Origin of the sequence: Actinoplanes sp. NPDC026670 (assembly GCF_040638175.1) — a bacterium.
GTDB lineage: Bacteria > Actinomycetota > Actinomycetes > Mycobacteriales > Micromonosporaceae > Actinoplanes.
In genome coordinates this window covers 142,035-158,449 of the sequence record NZ_JBEZXU010000019.1, presented here as the reverse complement: position 1 = coordinate 158,449, position 16,415 = coordinate 142,035, and the positions used below count along the sequence as shown (strand labels likewise).

Genomic DNA, 16,415 nt, shown 5'->3' with positions numbered 1-16,415 from the left:
TAGTGAGCTCAGTCAGCCAGGCCGAGCCCAACGGGGGTGTCCGCGGTGTCCTACCTCGACGACTTCTTCGACGAGCAGAGCGAGATCATCGAGAGATTCGGCTGGGCCGTCGTGCACGTCGTGCCCACCGACGACGACCCTCCCGACACGGTGGCTTTCGCGTACACCGTGGGCCTCACCGGTTACGGGTTTCCCGAGCTGACCATCGCCGGCCTGCCACCGGAGACCGGCCACGTGCTGCTCAACGAGGTGGCCGGCCGGGTCTGCGACGAGGGCCTGCTGTTGCGTCACGGGCATCGGCTGCGCGGCCTGCTCAACGGGCAGGAGGTGCGGGTGGTGTCCGGCGAGATCTCGGAGACCCTGTTCCCGGGGGCTGCGCTGATGCGCTACGGCGACGACCGGGTCCGGCTCCTCCAATTGGCCTGGCCCGATCCGGCCGACCGTTTCCCCTGGCAGAGCGGCTACGACACGCTCGACTACCCACAACCGACGATAGGCGTCCCACTGACCCGGGCGGGCCGTCGCTGCGGCCGGTTCCGCGGGCTGCCCGGCGCCCAGGAGCGGCGGGCCCAGCGCCACCGGGCGGCCCGCACCGGCCGTGCCCGATTCCCGTTCACCCCACCCTCGTCGCCCGGCGGCGAGGGAAGCAACCGTGAGGACTGAGATGCCCACCACCCTTCTGTTCACCGCCCCGCCCGCCGCCGCCCCGCCCGCCGCCGCACCGGCCGGTCTCGACACCGGCATCGAGGCTGGTCCGGCGGCCTCTGCGGGCGGTCGCCGGCCACTGCTTCCGGCACTTCGCTTTCGCGCCGCCTGCCTCGAGGCGAGGGAGGAGCCCGCCCGACCCGCCGCCCGGCCGCCGATCCCTGCCCTCCGCTTTCTCGCCGACCTTCCACACGACCCAGAGGCCAGCTGGTTGTGAGTGCCTCCCCACCGGGCCGACGTCAGGGACGCCTCCCCACCGGGCCGACGGCAGGGACGCCTCCCCACCGGGCCGACGGCAGAGATGCCTCCCCACCAGGCCAGCACCAGAAGCGTCTCCCCACCAGGCCGGCGTCAGAGGCGCCTCCCCGCGAGGCCGGCGTCAGGGCGGAGAGGGCGGCGGCGGGGGGCTCGGGCCAGGAGACGGAGGGTGTAGGGGGCGTCGTGACGTAGGTATCGGCCGGCCAGGCGGCGGGGTTCGGTGCCGAGGCGGTGGGCCCATTCGAGGCCGGTTCGCTGCATCCAGCGGGGGGCACGTCCGATGTCGCCGGCCACGAAGTTGACCGCGGCGCCGCAACCGACGAACCAGGTGCCGGGCAGTTCGGGGCGGAGACGTTCGATGACGAGTTCCTGCTTGGGGAAACCCAGTCCGACGAAGACCAGGTCGGGGCGGGCCGCGACGACTGCTGCACAGAAGTCGGCGTAGGTGGCCTCGTCCTCCTCGAAGCCGAAATCGGGGCTGAGCGTTCCGGCGATCCGCAGGGCGGGGTAGGCGTCGACGAGCCGGGCCGCGGCACGGGCCGCGCCGTCCTTTCCGGCGATACGGGCCGCCTTCGCGACGGCCGCGGCACTGATCGCCGCCTTGACCGCGGCCGAGGTGACGACCGGCCGGTCACCCCGCCGCGATCTTGTGGAGTTCCGCGAGACAGGTGTGCCTGAACTCCGCAAGATCGCGCCGGGGCGGCTTCGGGTGGCGTCGGTGGCCGCAGCCGGGGCCTCTTCGGCGGAACGCCGCTCCGGCCTGGCGTCCGCGGCCCGACCGGCGGCGGACAAGGCGGCCTGGGGCCGACCGGCGGCTGACAAGGCGGCCCGGGGCCGACCAGCGGCGGGTGTGCCGCCGATCACGAAGACGGAGCGGGCGTCTCGGCCCAGGCCCTCGGAGAGGGACCAGATCAGGCTGCTGCCGGCGACCCGTTCCGGGAGGGGCACCCCGCCGAGACGGCTCGCCCAGACCAGGGGCATCCCGTCGGCGACGATCAGGTCGGCGTCGTCCAGGTGGCGGCGGACGCCCGGGTCGGCGGCGGCCCGGCGGAGGATGTCGACGTTCGGGGTGATGATCCGGCCGCCCCGTCCGTGGGCCAGTGACTCGCGGACCACGGCGACGACCTCGTCCTCGGTGATGCGGTCGATGCCGGTGCCATCAAGGTGCACACGCTCGAAAGCCTCGATAGCCACCTAGCGCCTCCTTTTGCCTGATTCACTCGTTACCACAGCGAAACGAGCAAAGGCGGGGCAAAGTGGCACAAGTTCTGTTTCTAGGTGGATTCGGACGAAGTGGCACGACCCTCGTTGAACGGCTGCTCGGTGAGCTGCCCGGGATCTGCGCTCTGGGGGAGGTCGTCCACCTGTGGCAACGCGACGTCCGGGACGACGAACGCTGCGGCTGCGGCACCCGGTTCTCCGGTTGCGACTTCTGGCGACAGGTCGGTGAACTGGCCTTCAACGGCTGGTCGAACGTCGACGTGGACCGGGTGCACGCGCTCCGCGACGCGGTCGAGCGGACCCGGCACATCCCCCGGCTGGCCTCGGCGAACACCGCCTCCGACGAGGTGCGCGAGTACGCCTCCTACTACGCCCGGATCTACGCCGCCGCCGCTGAGGCCGCCGGCGCCCGGGTGGTGATCGACTCCTCCAAGCACTCGGCGCTGGCCCACGTGCTGCGCTGGGCGGACGACGTCGACCTGAAGGTGGTGCACGTGGTCCGGGACGCCCGCGGGGTGGCCTACTCGTGGACCAAGACGGTGACCCGGCCGGAGACCGACGGCACGGACGAGATGACCCGCTACTCCCCCGGCCGGTCGGCGCTGCTCTGGAACGCCCACAACGCCGCGTTCGGCCTGCTCGCCCGGCGTGGCGTGCCGGTTCGCCGGATCCGTTACGAGGAGTTCCTGGCCGATCCGCGGGCCGGCCTGATCCGGCTGGCCGACTTCGCCGGCGTCCCGCTGCACCCGGAGGACCTGGAATTCCTCCGGCGCGGCCACGCCGACCTGCGGGCCGGCCACAGCGCGGCGGGCAATCCGATGCGGTTCACGGTGGGCCGGCTGCCGCTGCGCCAGGACGATGCGTGGGTCGCCGCCCTGCCGCGGGCGCAGCGCAGGCTGGTGGGCGCGGTCTGCGGACCCCTTCTCCGGGCGTACGGCTACCCGCTCAACATCGCATCGGAGGCGTGATGAACTGGCCGTCGGTAGGCGTCGTGATCCCCACCCGGAACCGTCCCGAGCTGGTGCGCCGTTCGATCGCCGCGGTACGCGCCCAGCGCTATCCGGGCGAGCTGAAGGTCGTGGTGGTGTACGACCAGACCGAACCCGACTACCTGCTGGCGTCGACGGACGGCGTACCCGTGCTGGTGTTGACGAATTGGCGGGCCGCCGGGCTGGCCGGCGCCCGGAACACCGGTCTGCTGGCACTGGACACCGAGCTGATGGCGTTCTGCGACGACGACGACCAGTGGCTGCCGGACAAGTTGCGCCGTCAGGTGGCCGCACTGCTGGCCGAGCCGGAGGCCGAGTTCGCCACGTGTGCGATCGAGGTGGAGTACGAGGGCCGGTGCACCGCGCGGCTGGCCGGCCGCCCCCGGGTGACGGTGGCCGATCTGGCCCGTTCGCGTATGTCGATGCTGCATTCGTCGTCGTTCCTGATCCGGCGGGAGGCGCTGGAGCACGATCGGGTCGGGCTGGTCGCCGAGGACGCGCCGGGTAGTCAGAACGAGGATTGGGATCTTCTGCTCAGGGCGGCCCGCCGCGCGCCGATCGTGCATTTGGACGAGCCGCTGGTCCGGGTGTTGTGGGGCCGCACTTCGCACTACGCGTACGAGTACGCCACCAAGATCTCGTCGCTGCGCTGGATGATGCAGCGGCACCCGGAGATCAGCGGCTGTCGGCCGGGCGCGGCCCGGGTCTACGGTCAGCTGGCGTGCTGGTCGGCGGCGTCCGGCAACCGGGGCGCCGCCTGGCGGTACACCCGGGAGGCGGTGCGGGCGAATTGGCGGGAACCTCGTGCGGCTATCGCCTTGGCGGCGATGACCGGAGCAGTCAAGGTGGAGAACGTCCTTTCAGCGCTGCACAAGCGAGGACGGGGTATCTGAACTCACCCTTTCGCACACACCCGGCCACGCGGTACTGTTCGAGTGTGTTCGAAATAGTGCGGTCCAGCTGATGCTGGCACAGCAGCGCCAGGCGGCGATCCTCGACCGGGTGCGCGCCTCAGGCGGCGTGCGGGTGACCGAGCTGGCCAACGAGTTCAGCGTCTCCGACATGACGATCCGGCGCGACCTGGAGGCACTCGCCGAGCGCGGGTTGCTGGCGAAGGTACATGGTGGCGCGACCACAGTCAGTCCCGGTTCGGCACACGAGCCCGGCTTCACCGCGAAATCGGTGCGTGAGCGCGGGGAGAAGGCGGCGATCGCCCAGCGGGCCGCCGCCCTGGTCTCCCCCGGCGACGCCATCGCGCTGTCGGCCGGCACCACGACCGCGGAGCTGGCCCAGCGCCTGGTCGACGTCCCGGCGCTGACCGTGGTGACCAATTCGATCCCGGTCGCCGACGTGTTCTACCGGGCCGGCCGGCCCGACCAGACGGTGGTGCTGACCGGCGGCACCCGTACCCCCTCGGATGCTCTTGTCGGTCCGGTCGCGGTCGCCGCCGTCGGGACCCTGCATCTGGACGTGCTCTTCCTCGGCGTGCACGGGATGAGCGAGCGGGCCGGCTACACCACGCCCAACCTGATGGAGGCGGATGTCAACCGAGCGCTGGTGGAGGCGGCTGAGCGCCTCGTCGTGCTGGCCGACCACACCAAGTGGGGCACCGTCGGCATCTCCTCGATCGTGCCACTGTCCCGCGCGCACGTCCTGATCACCGACGACGGGCTGGACGACGACGCCCGCGCCCTGCTGTCGGAAACCGTCCCTGAACTCGTGGTGGTGAACCCCCAGTGACCCCGACCCGCTCGAGCGTCCGTCTCTCCGACGGTCGTGAGCTGATCTACTTCGACGAATCCCCCGGCGGCAGCCGTTCGTCGTACCAGGACACCCGCCAGCTTCCGCCGCCTCCGCCGGCCTCACAGCTGCGCTACGACCCGCTGACCGACGAGTGGATCGCGGTCGCCGCGCACCGCAACACCAGGACGTTCCTGCCGCCGTCGGACGCGTGCCCGCTGTGCCCGACCAGCGAGCGGTTCGCCAGCGAGATCCCGGCGCCCGACTACGACGTGGTGGTCTTCGAGAACCAGTTCCCGTCGTTCTCCGACCGGATCGTGCCGGACGAGATCACCCAGGTCACCGATCTGGTGCCGGTGCGGCCCGGACACGGCCGGTGCGAGGTGGTCTGCTTCACCAGCGATCACGACAGCGCCTTCGGCTCGTTGCCGGTGTCGCGTGTCCGTACCGTCATCGATGCACTTGCCGACCGGACCGCGGAACTCTCCGGACTGCCGGAGGTCGCGCAGGTCTTCCCGTTCGAGAATCGGGGTGTCGAGATCGGTGTGACGCTGCACCACCCGCACGGCCAGATCTACGCCTACCCGACGGTGACGCCGAAGACCGCCGCCTACCTCCGGGCCGCGCGGCGGCACTTCGAGAAGACCGGGCGCAATCTGTACGCCGACGTCCTCGCCGCCGAGCAGGAGGCGAAGGTACGGGTGATCGCCGCCAACGACCACTGGACCGCCTACGTGCCGGCCGCCGCGCGCTGGCCGTTCGAGGTGCACGTGGCCCCGCACCGGCAGGTCCCCGACCTGCCCGCGCTCACCGACGACGAGCGCGACGCGTTCGCCCCGCTCTACCTGGACGTGCTGCGCCGCTTCGACGGGCTGTTCGGCAAGCCGATGCCGTACATCTCGGCGTGGCACCAGGCGGTCACCGGCGAGGGCCGTGAGCTGGGCTACCTGCATCTCCAGCTGTTCAGCATCAGGCGCGCCGCCGACAAGCTGAAGTACCTGGCCGGGTCGGAGTCGGCGATGGGCGCGTTCGTCAACGACATCGTCCCGGAGGCCGCGGCCCAGCGGCTGCGCGACATCTGACCCCACCCGGCACGACGATGGGGAGGCCCGGGACAAGGCCTCCCCATCGTTTCAACGACTCATGTCACCTCGGGGTCACTCCCCGTAGTAGGCGTTCCGCATGATCCGCTTCATGTCCTCCAGCATCGGCATCCGCGGGTTGGCCGGCGCGCACTGGTCGAGGTAGGCGTTCATCGCCTGCTGCGGCAGCGCGGCCAGGAACTCCTCCTCGTCGACGCCGGCGCCCTTGAACGACGGCGGGATCCCGACGGCGTCCCGCAACTTCTCCACGGCGCGGGCGTACGATTCGACGCCCTGCTCGGGAGTGTCGGCGGGCAGGCCGAGGTGCCGGGCGATGTCCTGGAACCGCTCCGGGGCGATGTAGCGCTCGTACTTCGGCCAGCTGTTGAGTTTCGCCGGCACGGTGCCGTTGTGCCTGATCACGTGGGGCAGCAGGATCGCGTTGGTCCGGCCGTGCGCGACGTGGAAGCTGGCGCCCAAGGTGTGCGCCATGGCGTGCACGATGCCGAGGAACGCGTTGCCGAACGACATGCCGGCGATGGTTCCGGCGTTGTGCATCTTCTCCCGGGCCAGCGGGTCGTCCCCGCCCTGCTTCACGGCACGTTCCAGATTCTGGAAGATCAGCTTGATCGCGTGCAGGGCCAGGCCGTCGGTGAAGTCGCTGGCGTAGACCGACACGTACGCCTCGGTGGCGTGGGTCAGCGCGTCGAAGCCGCTGTCCGCGGTCACCACCGGCGGCAGGTCCTTGGTCAGGTGCGGGTCGATGATCGCCACGCTCGGGGTGAGCGCGTAGTCGGCCAGCGGGTACTTCTGCCCGGTGGCGGTGTCGGTGATCACCGCGAACGGGGTGACCTCGGCGCCGGTGCCGGACGTGGTCGGCACGCAGACCAGCTGGGCCAGGTTGCCCAGGGTCGGGAACTTGAAGGCCCGCTTCCGTACGTCGAAGAACTTCTCCTTCATGTCCGCGAAGTCGACGTCCGGGTGTTCGTAGAGCAGCCACATCACCTTCGCCGCGTCCATCGGCGAGCCACCGCCGAGCGCGATGATGGTGTCCGGGCGGAACGAGCGCATCAACGCGGCGCCGGACCGGACGGTCTCGATGCTGGGCTCCGGCTCGACCCCGTCGATGATCTGGATGGTCACCGGCTCCGGGCGCTCCCGCAGGACGTTGCTGATCCGGTCCACGTACCCCAGCTTGGTCATGGTGTGGTCGGTGACGATGGTGACCCGGCTGACCTCGGGCATGTCCCGGAAGTAGCGGATGGCGTGCGGCTCGAAGTACATCTTCGCGGGCACCTTGAACCACTGCATGTTGTTCGTCCTACGGCCGATTCGCTTGATGTTGAGCAGGTTGAGAGCGGAGACGTTGTCGGACACCGAGGTGTGGCCGTAACTGCCGCAACCGAGGGTCAGCGACGGGCGGAAGCCGTTGTAGATGTCGCCGATGCCGCCCTGGGAGGCGGGCGCGTTCCAGATGATCCGGACCGCCTTCATCCGCTGCCCGAACCGTTCGGCCAGGCCGGCTTCCTTGGCGTGCACGACCGCGCTGTGACCGAGGCCGTGGAATTCCACCATCTGCTCGGCGTACCGGATGCCCTGCTCTTCGTCCTCGGCCTTGAGCAGCGCCAGCACGGGGCACAGCTTCTCCCGGCTCAGCGGCTCGGCCGGGCCGACCTCGGTGATCTCGGCGAGCAGGATCGAGGTGTCCTCGGGAACGCTGAATCCGGCCTGCTCAGCGATCCAGACCGGCGACTGGCCGACGACTGCGGCGTTGAGCTTCTCCCCGACGCAATCCTTGCCCTCGCCGTCCGGCGGGAAGATGAAGTTTTGGAGGAGCTTCTTCTCCTTGGCGCTCACCACATGAGCGTGCAGCCGCTTGAACTCCTTGATCGCCTGCGCGGCGATCGTCTTGTCCAGGATGACGGCCTGCTCGGAGGCACAGATCATGCCGTTGTCGAAGGTTTTCGACAGCACGATGTCGTGGGCGGCGCGGACCACGTCAGCCGACGGGTGGACATACGCGGGCACGTTGCCGGCGCCGACGCCGAGGGCCGGTTTGCCTGTCGAATACGCGGCCCGGACCATCGCGTTGCCGCCGGTGGCCAGGATCGTCGCGACACCCGGGTGGTTCATCAGGGCCGACGTGGCCTGGATCGACGGCTGCTCGACCCACTGGATGCAGTCCTCCGGGGCGCCCGCGGCGATCGCCGCGTCCCGGACCACCCGGGCCGCCTCGGCGCTGCACTGCTGCGCGTTCGGGTGGAAGGCGAAGACGATCGGGTTGCGGGTCTTCAGCGCCAGCAGGGCCTTGAAGATCGTCGTCGAGGTCGGGTTGGTGACCGGGGTGACCGCGCAGACCACACCGACCGGGTCGGCGATCTCGGTGATGCCGTTGATGTCGTCACGGTGGATGATGCCCACCGTCTTCATCCCGGCCATGCTGTTCGTGACGTGCTCGCAGGCGAAGATGTTCTTGACGGCCTTGTCCTCGAACACGCCCCGGCCGGTCTCGTCGACCGCCAGCCGGGCCAGCTCGCCGTGCTTGTCCAGCGCCGCCACCGAGGCCTTGCCGACGATGTAGTCGACCTGCTCCTGGGTGAAGTCCGCGTAGGCGATCAGCGCCTTCGCGGCGTTGCCGACCAGGCCGTCGATCTCGTTCATCTCGCTCCCCTTCGTCACCTCCATCTTCGGCATCGCTCCGTCCTCAGCACGCTGCGCAAAGGCACGACCCGAAGGGACCAAGGTCCCGAAGCGGGCGGAAAGCACAAAGCCCGCCGGCACAGGCCGGCGGGCTTCGGTGGTGCGTGTCGGATCAGGCGCCGAGCTTGCGCGCCAGGTTCTCGTCGAGAGCGTTCATGAACTCGTCGGTCGAGAGCCACGGGGCGTCCCGGCCGATGAGCAGCGCGAGGTCCTTGGTCATCTGACCACCCTCGACGGTCTCGATGCAGACCCGCTCCAGCTTCTCGGCGAACTCGGTCACCTCGGGGGTGCTGTCGAGCTTGCCGCGGTGCTTGAGGCCGCCGGTCCAGGCGAAGATCGAGGCGATCGGGTTCGTCGAGGTCTTCTCGCCCTTCTGCCACTGCCGGTAGTGCCGGGTGACCGTGCCGTGGGCGGCCTCGGCCTCGACGGTCTGGCCGTCCGGGGTCATCAGGACCGAGGTCATCAGGCCGAGCGAGCCGAAGCCCTGGGCCACGGTGTCGGACTGCACGTCACCGTCGTAGTTCTTGCAGGCCCAGACGTAGCCGCCCTCCCACTTGAGCGCGGCGGCGACCATGTCGTCGATCAGCCGGTGTTCGTACGTGATGCCGGCTTCCTTGAACTTGTCCGCGAACTCGGTCTCGAAGATCTCCGCGAACAGGTCCTTGAAACGCCCGTCGTAGGCCTTCAGGATCGTGTTCTTGGTCGAGAGGTAGACCGGGTAGTTGCGGGCCAGACCGTAGCGGAACGAGGCGCGCGCGAAGTCACGGATCGACTCGTCGTAGTTGTACATCGCCAGGCCGACACCACCGGCCGGGAAGTCGGCCACGACCAGCTCGATCGGCTCGGTGCCGTCCTCCGGCGTGAAGGTGACGGTGAACTTGCCGGCCTTCGGCGCGACGAAGTCGGTCGCCTTGTACTGGTCGCCGTGGGCGTGACGGCCGATGATGATCGGCTTGGTCCAGCCCGGTACCAGCCGGGGAACGTTCTTCATGATGATCGGCTCACGGAACACGACGCCGCCGAGAATGTTACGGATCGTCCCGTTCGGCGAACGCCACATCTTCTTCAGGCCGAACTCGTCGACCCGCGCCTCGTCGGGCGTGATGGTGGCGCACTTGACGCCCACACCGTGCCGCTTGATGGCGTTGGCCGAGTCGATCGTCACCTGGTCGTCGGTCTGGTCCCGGTACTGGATCGACAGGTCGTAGTACTCGAGGTTCACATCGAGATACGGCAGGATCAGCTGCTCACGAATCTGCTTCCAGATGATCCGGGTCATCTCGTCGCCGTCGATCTCAACGACCGGGTTCTTGACCTTGATTTTCGCCATCGGCCGGCGCTCCTCTCCCGAAACACATGCTTAGCAGTACGAGCGTACTGCCCGCCCGTCGAAGATCGCCGGGCGGCCTCGCCCTGTCCGACCCCCTCTACCATCCCAGGGAATGAAGAACCGGCGCGGCGATAAGCACTACGAACCTCGTCACGGCGGTACGCGCACGGACAATCTGCGCGAAACAGCGGCCCGCGCCGGCTCTGCCGTACCCATCGCAACCGGAATCGTCGTGTCGCTCGTCACGGGCGCCCTTTTCCGCGACGACGTCATCCGGACCGCACACCGGGTTCTCACCGATCACCCGGCACATCTCGTCCTCGCCGGATGGGCCTTCGTGGCCGTGCTCGCCGGCGTCGCGGCCGGCTGCCTGTCGGCCGCCGCGCGCGCCTCCAGCCCAGCCACTCGAGTCACTCTGCTCACCGCCGCCGCGCTAACCGCCCCCGTGGTGCTCTGGTTCCTCCCCACCCGCCAGGACAAGGACCCGTTCCCGGGCGGCGACTCCGCCTTCGTCACCGGCGGTCAGACCGCATGGCTCGCGGTGCTCGTGGCCGGATTCATGATAGTCTTTGAGGTGCCGCGCCACCTGCGCATCTGGGGCGCCCTCGCGATCGCCGTCGTATCGATCGTGTCCGTCATCACAGCAGCGGCGCTCGCCCATTAACATCGGGCGATGATCTATGCCTGGTGGGAGCGGAACCACACCTGGGCGCCATATCCCCTGACCGTGCTGCTGATCGGGCTGTTCTTCACCGGGCGGTGGACGGTGATGGCGTATGTCGAGCTGTTCCGCCTGATCGGCGGCGGCGCCACGGCCGTCATGGCGGTCGGTGGCTGGGTGCTCTACATCGCGCCGTTCGCCCTGCTGTGGGCGGTCATCGTGACCGCCGGGCGGGCGAAGAACTGTCTCGTGGCCCTGCTGCTCCTCACACCCGTCACGCTGAGCGTCTTCCCCGGCGACACCAACCACTGGCTCGGCGAGGCGGTCAGCGGACCCGGCGGCAACGCGTTCGTGGTCGGCATGCGCAACGGCGCGCTGGCCGGGATCGTCACCTCGTTCACGGTTCCGTTCGTGCTCGCCAACGACCGGCTGCGCAACCACTTCGGCGAGCGGACCCTCGGCTGGATGCTGGCCGCCCCGATCGGCGCGCTCCTCATCGCCACCCTGTTCGCCGCGATCACCCTGGCCGCGTCGTGAGCCGGCGCACCCGGCGCCAGAAACTCCGGCGACAGCGTCGCGCCACCTTCGCCCCGCCGCCACCGCCCCCGCCATCACCCGGGCCGTCGCTCGGCCGGATCACGCTCGGCGCCCTCGTCTGGCTGGTCGGCAGTGTCGCGTACCTCCTGCTCTTCGCCGTCCGGGAGACCACCGCGCGAGCCTGGGTCGACGGGGCGCGCAGCCTGACCGGCGGCGGCCCCCGGGGCATGGCGATCGCCGGCTGGGTGATCATCTTTGCCGCGTTCGGGCTGGTCTGGGCCCTGATGCTGCTGCGGAAACGGGTACACCGGGGGTGGCTCTACGCGATCGGTGCGGTAGCCGTCGCCGTGTCGCCGACCGCGCTGGCGCTCTTCCCGATGGAGGGTCTCCCGATCGTCCACCTGATCAGCGGACCCGGCGGCGGCGCCTTCGTGCACGGCATGCGCCTGGCCGCCCCGGCCGGGATCGTCGCAGTCCTGCTGACGCCGTTCGCCCTGGCCAAAGACACCGCGCGCGCCCCGGTCACGATGATCACCGTGGCCTGCGTGCTCCTCACGCTGGTCGCCGCCCCACTGACAACGTGAAGGCCGGGACCGTAGCGGCCCCGGCCTTCACGATGCGACTCAGAGGTCGGCGACGTCCGCCTGCTTGGCGCGGACCGCCTCGGCGGCCTCCTTCAGGCCGGCCAGCTCGCTGTCGGTGAGCTTGTCCTCGACGACCTTACGGATGCCGGTGGCGCCCAGCTCGGCCTCGACACCCAGGTAGACGCCGGAGATGCCGTACTCCCCGTCGACCCACGCGCAGACCGGCACGACCTCGCCGGAGTCCTCGGCGACAGCCTTGGCCATGCGGGCCGCGGCAGCCGACGGGGCGTAGTACGCCGAACCGGTCTTCAGCAGCGCGACCACCTCGGCGCCACCGTTACGGGTCCGGACGACCAGCTCCTCGATCTTCTCGGCCGGGAGCAGGTCGGACAGCGGCTTGCCGTCGACCGTGCAGCGCGACGGAACTGGAACCATGGTGTCGCCGTGCGAACCCAGGGTCAGCGCCTTCACGCTCTTCACCGGGACGTTGAGCTCCTCGGCGATGAAGTTGGTGAACCGGGCGGTGTCGAGCACGCCCGCCTGACCGAACACCCGGTTCTTCGGGAACTGGGTCGCCAGCTGGGCCAGCGCGGTCATCTCGTCGACCGGGTTGGAGACCACGATGACGACGGCGTTCGGCGCGTACTTCGCGATGTTCTCCGCGACCTGGCGCACGATCTTCGCGTTGACCTCGAGCAGGTCCATCCGGCTCATGCCCGGCTTACGCGGCAGGCCAGCGGTGACCACGACGACGTCGGAGCCCTCAATGGCCTCGTAACCCTCGCCGTTCGGGCCGGTGGAGACACCGACGACCTTGGTCTCGAAGCCCTCGATCGACCGGGACTGGTTGATGTCGAGCGCGAGACCGGCCGGCTTGCCGTCGATGATGTCGGTGAGAACCACCGTCTCGAAGATGTCGTACTCGGCGAGACGCTGCGCGGTCGTGGACCCGTAGAAACCGGCGCCTACGACGGTTACCTTCTTGCCCATAGCTCTGCACTCCCAGTGTCCGGGCGACTTTTCGCGACCGTATCAGCCGGTTAACGTGCCGTTACGAGCCGGTCCGCTGAACGGGACCTAAGCCACTGCCGTCGCGGTTGTCCACATCAGCGTGTCATCCACAGGGGCAACCGGCAGCCGAATCAACATCGCGGCAACCTGGGCGCGTGACCCGTCTGCCCACGACCCCATCACGACTCCGCGCCCGGCCCTTCCGAGGATCCCAGGCCGTCGCCGCCGGCCAGCTCACCAAAGCGATGCTCGCCGGACCCAACTGGCGACGGCTCTTCCCCGACGTCTACGCACACCGGGACACCAACCTCGACCATGCGGCCTGGTGCCGGGCCGCCATGCTGGCGCTCCCCGACAACATCGCGATCGGAGGGCCAAGCGCCGCCGTCCTGTGGGGCGTCACCACGATCCCACCGCACATGCCGGTCACCCTGGTCGCGCCACGCCAAACCCGGCTGCGTCGAGCTCGGCGGCTCTCGGTGCACTACACCAACCTCGCCGAAACCGATGTGACAGTTCACAACGGCATCCGCCTCACCACACCCGCCCGAACCGTCTTCGACCTCGGCCGACGCCACGGACGTGCCGACGCGCTGGCCGCTCTCGACGCGATGCTGCACCGCCACCTGCTCATCGAACCCGAGTTGCACACCATGCTGGCCGACCGCCGGACCTGGCCAGGCGCCGGACGGCTGGCAGAACTGGTGACACTCGCCGACCCACGAGCCGAATCGCCGATGGAGAGCCGCCTACGGCTGGTGATCATCGATGCGGGGCTGCCGCCGGCGGCCGTCCAGCACCAGGTGCACACCGCAGACGGCGAATTCCTCGGGCGCGTGGACCTCGCCTGGCCAGAGCTACGGCTCGCAATCGAGTACGACGGGGATCACCATCGTGAGCGCGGGCAGTTCCGGCGTGATGTCGGGCGGCTGAACGCGCTCCGGATGGCCGGTTGGACTGTTCTCCGGTTCACGGCAGATGACGTCATGCGCTGGCCGGACGAGACTGCCCGGACGATCGTTGCGGCGTTCGCCCAGGCTCAGTCCTTCAACGGTCGCAGGCACAGGTAGCCCCTCAACGCCGGACCCGACCCCGGCACGACCTCCGGGGCCCGGGTCCACCCCACCGCCCAACACCCCCAGGGTTCCGGCTAGCCGGACCCACCCCGGGGTTCCGGCTAGCCGGACCTCAGACACGTTCTGGCGGGTGCATAACCTGTCTGACGTCCGGCTGGGCGAGCCGAGCCGGACATCAGGCCGGTTATGACATACGCATAACCGGCCTGGCGTCCGGCTAGCCGGACAACCTGTCTGGGCTACGGCTAGCCGGACGTCAGACGGGTTTGTCAGTGGTAGAAGTGGCGTGTTCCGGTCAGGTAGACGGTCAGGCCGGCCTTGGCCGCCGCCTCGATCACCAGCTCGTCCCGGATCGACCCGCCAGGCTGCACCACCGCCTTGATCCCGGCCGCGATCAGCACCTCGAGCCCATCCGGGAACGGGAAGAACGCGTCCGACGCCGCCACACTCCCGCCCGCCCGCTCTGCCCCGGCCCGGTTGACCGCGAGGTGCGCCGAGTCCACCCGGTTGACCTGGCCCATGCCGACCCCGACGGTGGCCCCGCCCTTGGCCAGCAGAATCGCGTTGCTCTTCACGCTGCGGATCGCCCGCCACGCGAAGGCCAGGTCGGCCAGCACCTCAGCCGAGGCCGCCTCTCCGGTGGCCAGGGTCCAGTTCGCCGGGTCGTCGCCGGACGCGTCGATCCGGTCCGCCGACTGCACCAGCAGTCCGCCGCCGACCTGCTTGATCTCGGTGACGGGCGGGTTCCAGGCGGGGGCGACCAGGACCCGGAGGTTCTTCTTCTCCCGGAACACCTCAAGCGCCTCGGCCTCGTAGGACGGCGCGACAATGACCTCGGTGAAGATCTCGCCGAGTTGCCGCGCGAGTTCTGCGGTGACCTCACGGTTGACCGCGATCACGCCGCCGAAGGCCGAGACCGGGTCGCAGGCGTGCGCTTTGCGGTGCGCGTCGGCCACGTCGGAGCCGACGGCGATGCCGCACGGGTTGGCGTGCTTGATGATCGCCACGCACGGCTCGGTGAAGTCGTTGGCACTGCGCCAGGCGGCATCCGCGTCGACGTAGTTGTTGTAGGACATCTCTTTGCCGTGCAGCTGCTCGGCCTGGGCGAGGCCGGCCGGCGCCGCCGGGTCGAGGTAGAGCGCGGCCCGCTGGTGCGGGTTCTCCCCGTACCGCAGGGTGTTCTCGAGTCGCAGCGCGAGTCCGTCGAAGGCCGGCCATTCCGGGGCGGATTCGGCGAGTGCCGACGCGGTCCAGCGGGCGACGGCCACGTCGTACTCCGCGATGTCGGCGAAGGCCTGGGCGGCCAGCGCGCGTCGCTGGGCGAGGGTGAATCCGCCTTCGGCGAGGGCGGAGACGATCAGCGGGTACGCCGAAACGGCCGTGACGACCGCAACCGACGCGTGGTTCTTGGCCGCGGAGCGGACCATGGCCGGCCCACCGATGTCGATCTTCGCGATGCAGTCCTCGACGCCCGCGCCGGAGGCGACTGTCTCGGTGAACGGGTAGAGGTTGCTGACGAGCAGGTCGAACGGCTCGATGCCGAGTTCGGCGAGTTCCTGCACGTGGCCGTCGAGCCGCAGGTCGGCGAGGAGCCCGGCGTGCACCTTGGGGTGCAGGGTCTTGACCCGGTCGCTGAGGATCTCCGGGAATCCGGTGAGTTCCTCCACCCGGGTCACCGGCACGCCGGCTTTCTCCACGGTCGACGCGGTCGAGCCGGTGGAGACGATCTGCACTCCGGCGGCGTGCAACGCCTGCGCCAGTTCGACGATGCCGTCCTTGTACCAGACGCTCAGCAGCGCCCGCTTGATCGGACGACGCCCCTCTGTTGAGGTGCTCACGGGATCCGTACCTTCCTGTCCTCGATGGTCCAGCCGTCGCGGACCAGCTTGCCGACGTGGTCGACGAGTTGGGCCCGCTCGGCCACCTTGATGCGCTCGGTGAGCGTCTCCTCCGTGTCGTCGTCGAGCACGGGGACCACGGTCTGCGCGATGATCGGCCCGGTGTCGACACCGGCGTCCACGAAGAAGAGTGTCGCTCCGGCGACCTTCACGCCGTACGCCAGCGCGTCCCGCGGCCCGTGGATGCCGGGGAAGGCGGGGAGCAGCGCGTTGTGCGTGTTGATGTAGCGGTCGCCGAATGCGTCGAGGAACTGTTTGCCGACGAGTTTGAGGAAGCCGGCCGAGATCACCAGGTCGGGCCGGTGGGCGGCGACGTGCTCGGTGAGTGCGGCGTCCCAGTCGTCTCGGGTGGGGTAGGACTTCACCGAGTCGACGAAGGTGGGGATCCCGGCGGCCGTGGCGTGGCCGAGTCCGGCGATCCCGTCCCGGTCGGCGCCGACGGCGACGACTGTCGCCCCGTATGCCGGATCGGCTGTCGCTTCGAGAAGAGCCTGCAGGTTGCTGCCCGACCCGGAGATGAGAACGACCAGGCGGGCGGGCGCGGGGTCAGTCACCTGTGCACCCTATCCTCGCACCGGCGGGCGCCCGCCAACCGGGGCATTTCCGCCGCGCCCGAAGGAAAG

At 69.6% G+C, this 16,415-nt stretch carries 15 protein-coding genes; 9 read left to right on the top strand and 6 right to left on the bottom strand.

The genetic code is table 11. The annotated features are described in order from the left end of the window. The first annotated feature begins 45 nt into the window (after positions 1-45). Complete coding sequence (locus tag AB0E94_RS20750; protein ID WP_360328429.1) at positions 46-663, top strand: DUF4262 domain-containing protein; 618 nt, start codon at positions 46-48, stop codon at positions 661-663. A 393-nt stretch (positions 664-1,056) separates the two neighbouring features. Here AB0E94_RS20750 and AB0E94_RS20745 read toward each other — a convergent pair whose 3' ends face one another. Further along, positions 1,057-2,157: a WecB/TagA/CpsF family glycosyltransferase gene (locus AB0E94_RS20745; RefSeq protein ID WP_360328428.1), complete on the bottom strand. Its 1,101-nt coding sequence runs from the start codon at positions 2,155-2,157 to the stop codon at positions 1,057-1,059. A 62-nt stretch (positions 2,158-2,219) separates the two neighbouring features. Between AB0E94_RS20745 and AB0E94_RS20740 the strand changes: the two genes are divergently transcribed. The 4 genes from AB0E94_RS20740 (at position 2,220) to galT (ending at position 5,995) form a co-directional block, all read left to right on the top strand. After that, positions 2,220-3,152, top strand: coding sequence for a sulfotransferase (locus AB0E94_RS20740; protein ID WP_360328426.1), 933 nt, complete (start codon positions 2,220-2,222; stop codon positions 3,150-3,152). Then, positions 3,152-4,066 carry a glycosyltransferase family A protein gene (locus AB0E94_RS20735; RefSeq protein WP_360328424.1) on the top strand — a complete coding sequence of 305 codons (915 nt, stop codon included), beginning with the start codon at positions 3,152-3,154 and terminating at the stop codon, positions 4,064-4,066. The genes AB0E94_RS20740 and AB0E94_RS20735 overlap by 1 nt, the downstream gene beginning before the upstream one ends. Positions 4,067-4,136: 70 nt before the next feature. Beyond that, positions 4,137-4,913 carry a DeoR/GlpR family DNA-binding transcription regulator gene (locus tag AB0E94_RS20730; protein ID WP_317788578.1) on the top strand — a complete coding sequence of 259 codons (777 nt, stop codon included), beginning with the start codon at positions 4,137-4,139 and terminating at the stop codon, positions 4,911-4,913. After that, positions 4,910-5,995 (top strand): galactose-1-phosphate uridylyltransferase, encoded by a 1,086-nt coding sequence (gene galT, locus AB0E94_RS20725; protein ID WP_360328423.1) that lies wholly within the window; start codon positions 4,910-4,912, stop codon positions 5,993-5,995. Before AB0E94_RS20730 ends, galT begins: the two co-directional genes overlap by 4 nt. Positions 5,996-6,070: 75 nt before the next feature. Here galT and adhE read toward each other — a convergent pair whose 3' ends face one another. Both adhE and AB0E94_RS20715 read right to left on the bottom strand, forming a co-directional pair. Continuing rightward, positions 6,071-8,689 (bottom strand): bifunctional acetaldehyde-CoA/alcohol dehydrogenase, encoded by a 2,619-nt coding sequence (gene adhE / locus AB0E94_RS20720; protein WP_360328422.1) that lies wholly within the window; start codon positions 8,687-8,689, stop codon positions 6,071-6,073. 118 nt (positions 8,690-8,807) lie between these two features. Continuing rightward, complete coding sequence (locus AB0E94_RS20715; RefSeq protein WP_360328420.1) at positions 8,808-10,025, bottom strand: NADP-dependent isocitrate dehydrogenase; 1,218 nt, start codon at positions 10,023-10,025, stop codon at positions 8,808-8,810. A gap of 112 nt (positions 10,026-10,137) precedes the next feature. On the opposite strand from AB0E94_RS20715, the gene AB0E94_RS20710 reads away from it, so the two are divergent. From AB0E94_RS20710 to AB0E94_RS20700, 3 genes are read left to right on the top strand one after another with little or no spacing between them, the layout of a single operon-like run. Then, on the top strand, positions 10,138-10,689 hold the full coding sequence (locus tag AB0E94_RS20710; protein WP_360328419.1) for a hypothetical protein: 552 nt from the start codon (positions 10,138-10,140) through the stop codon (positions 10,687-10,689). Between the two features lie 9 nt (positions 10,690-10,698). Then, positions 10,699-11,223, top strand: coding sequence for a hypothetical protein (locus tag AB0E94_RS20705; RefSeq protein ID WP_360328418.1), 525 nt, complete (start codon positions 10,699-10,701; stop codon positions 11,221-11,223). Next, positions 11,220-11,807, top strand: coding sequence for a hypothetical protein (locus AB0E94_RS20700; protein ID WP_360328417.1), 588 nt, complete (start codon positions 11,220-11,222; stop codon positions 11,805-11,807). Before AB0E94_RS20705 ends, AB0E94_RS20700 begins: the two co-directional genes overlap by 4 nt. A gap of 39 nt (positions 11,808-11,846) precedes the next feature. Here AB0E94_RS20700 and mdh read toward each other — a convergent pair whose 3' ends face one another. After that, the gene (mdh, locus tag AB0E94_RS20695; RefSeq protein ID WP_360328416.1) at positions 11,847-12,797 is read right to left on the bottom strand and encodes a malate dehydrogenase; all 951 of its coding nucleotides are present in this window, start codon (positions 12,795-12,797) and stop codon (positions 11,847-11,849) included. Between the two features lie 176 nt (positions 12,798-12,973). Between mdh and AB0E94_RS20690 the strand changes: the two genes are divergently transcribed. Then, positions 12,974-13,888: a DUF559 domain-containing protein gene (locus tag AB0E94_RS20690; RefSeq protein ID WP_360328415.1), complete on the top strand. Its 915-nt coding sequence runs from the start codon at positions 12,974-12,976 to the stop codon at positions 13,886-13,888. 275 nt (positions 13,889-14,163) lie between these two features. Here the strand turns inward: AB0E94_RS20690 and purH are convergent, their stop codons facing one another. Beyond that, a complete protein-coding gene (gene purH / locus AB0E94_RS20685) occupies positions 14,164-15,732 on the bottom strand; it encodes a bifunctional phosphoribosylaminoimidazolecarboxamide formyltransferase/IMP cyclohydrolase (RefSeq protein ID WP_360328413.1) in 1,569 nt (522 codons plus the stop codon). Beyond that, a complete protein-coding gene (gene purN, locus AB0E94_RS20680) occupies positions 15,729-16,346 on the bottom strand; it encodes a phosphoribosylglycinamide formyltransferase (RefSeq protein WP_360328412.1) in 618 nt (205 codons plus the stop codon). Before purN ends, purH begins: the two co-directional genes overlap by 4 nt. Between the last annotated feature and the right edge of the window lie 69 nt (positions 16,347-16,415).

Coding starts and splice junctions, on each gene's coding strand:
- AB0E94_RS20735 (WP_360328424.1), top strand. CDS start 3,152: ATGAACTGGCCGTCGGTAGGCGTCGTGATCCCCACCCGGAACCGTCCC.
- AB0E94_RS20730 (WP_317788578.1), top strand. CDS start 4,137: ATGCTGGCACAGCAGCGCCAGGCGGCGATCCTCGACCGGGTGCGCGCC.
- adhE (WP_360328422.1), bottom strand. CDS start 8,689: ATGCCGAAGATGGAGGTGACGAAGGGGAGCGAGATGAACGAGATCGAC.
- AB0E94_RS20715 (WP_360328420.1), bottom strand. CDS start 10,025: ATGGCGAAAATCAAGGTCAAGAACCCGGTCGTTGAGATCGACGGCGAC.
- AB0E94_RS20710 (WP_360328419.1), top strand. CDS start 10,138: ATGAAGAACCGGCGCGGCGATAAGCACTACGAACCTCGTCACGGCGGT.
- AB0E94_RS20705 (WP_360328418.1), top strand. CDS start 10,699: ATGATCTATGCCTGGTGGGAGCGGAACCACACCTGGGCGCCATATCCC.
- mdh (WP_360328416.1), bottom strand. CDS start 12,797: ATGGGCAAGAAGGTAACCGTCGTAGGCGCCGGTTTCTACGGGTCCACG.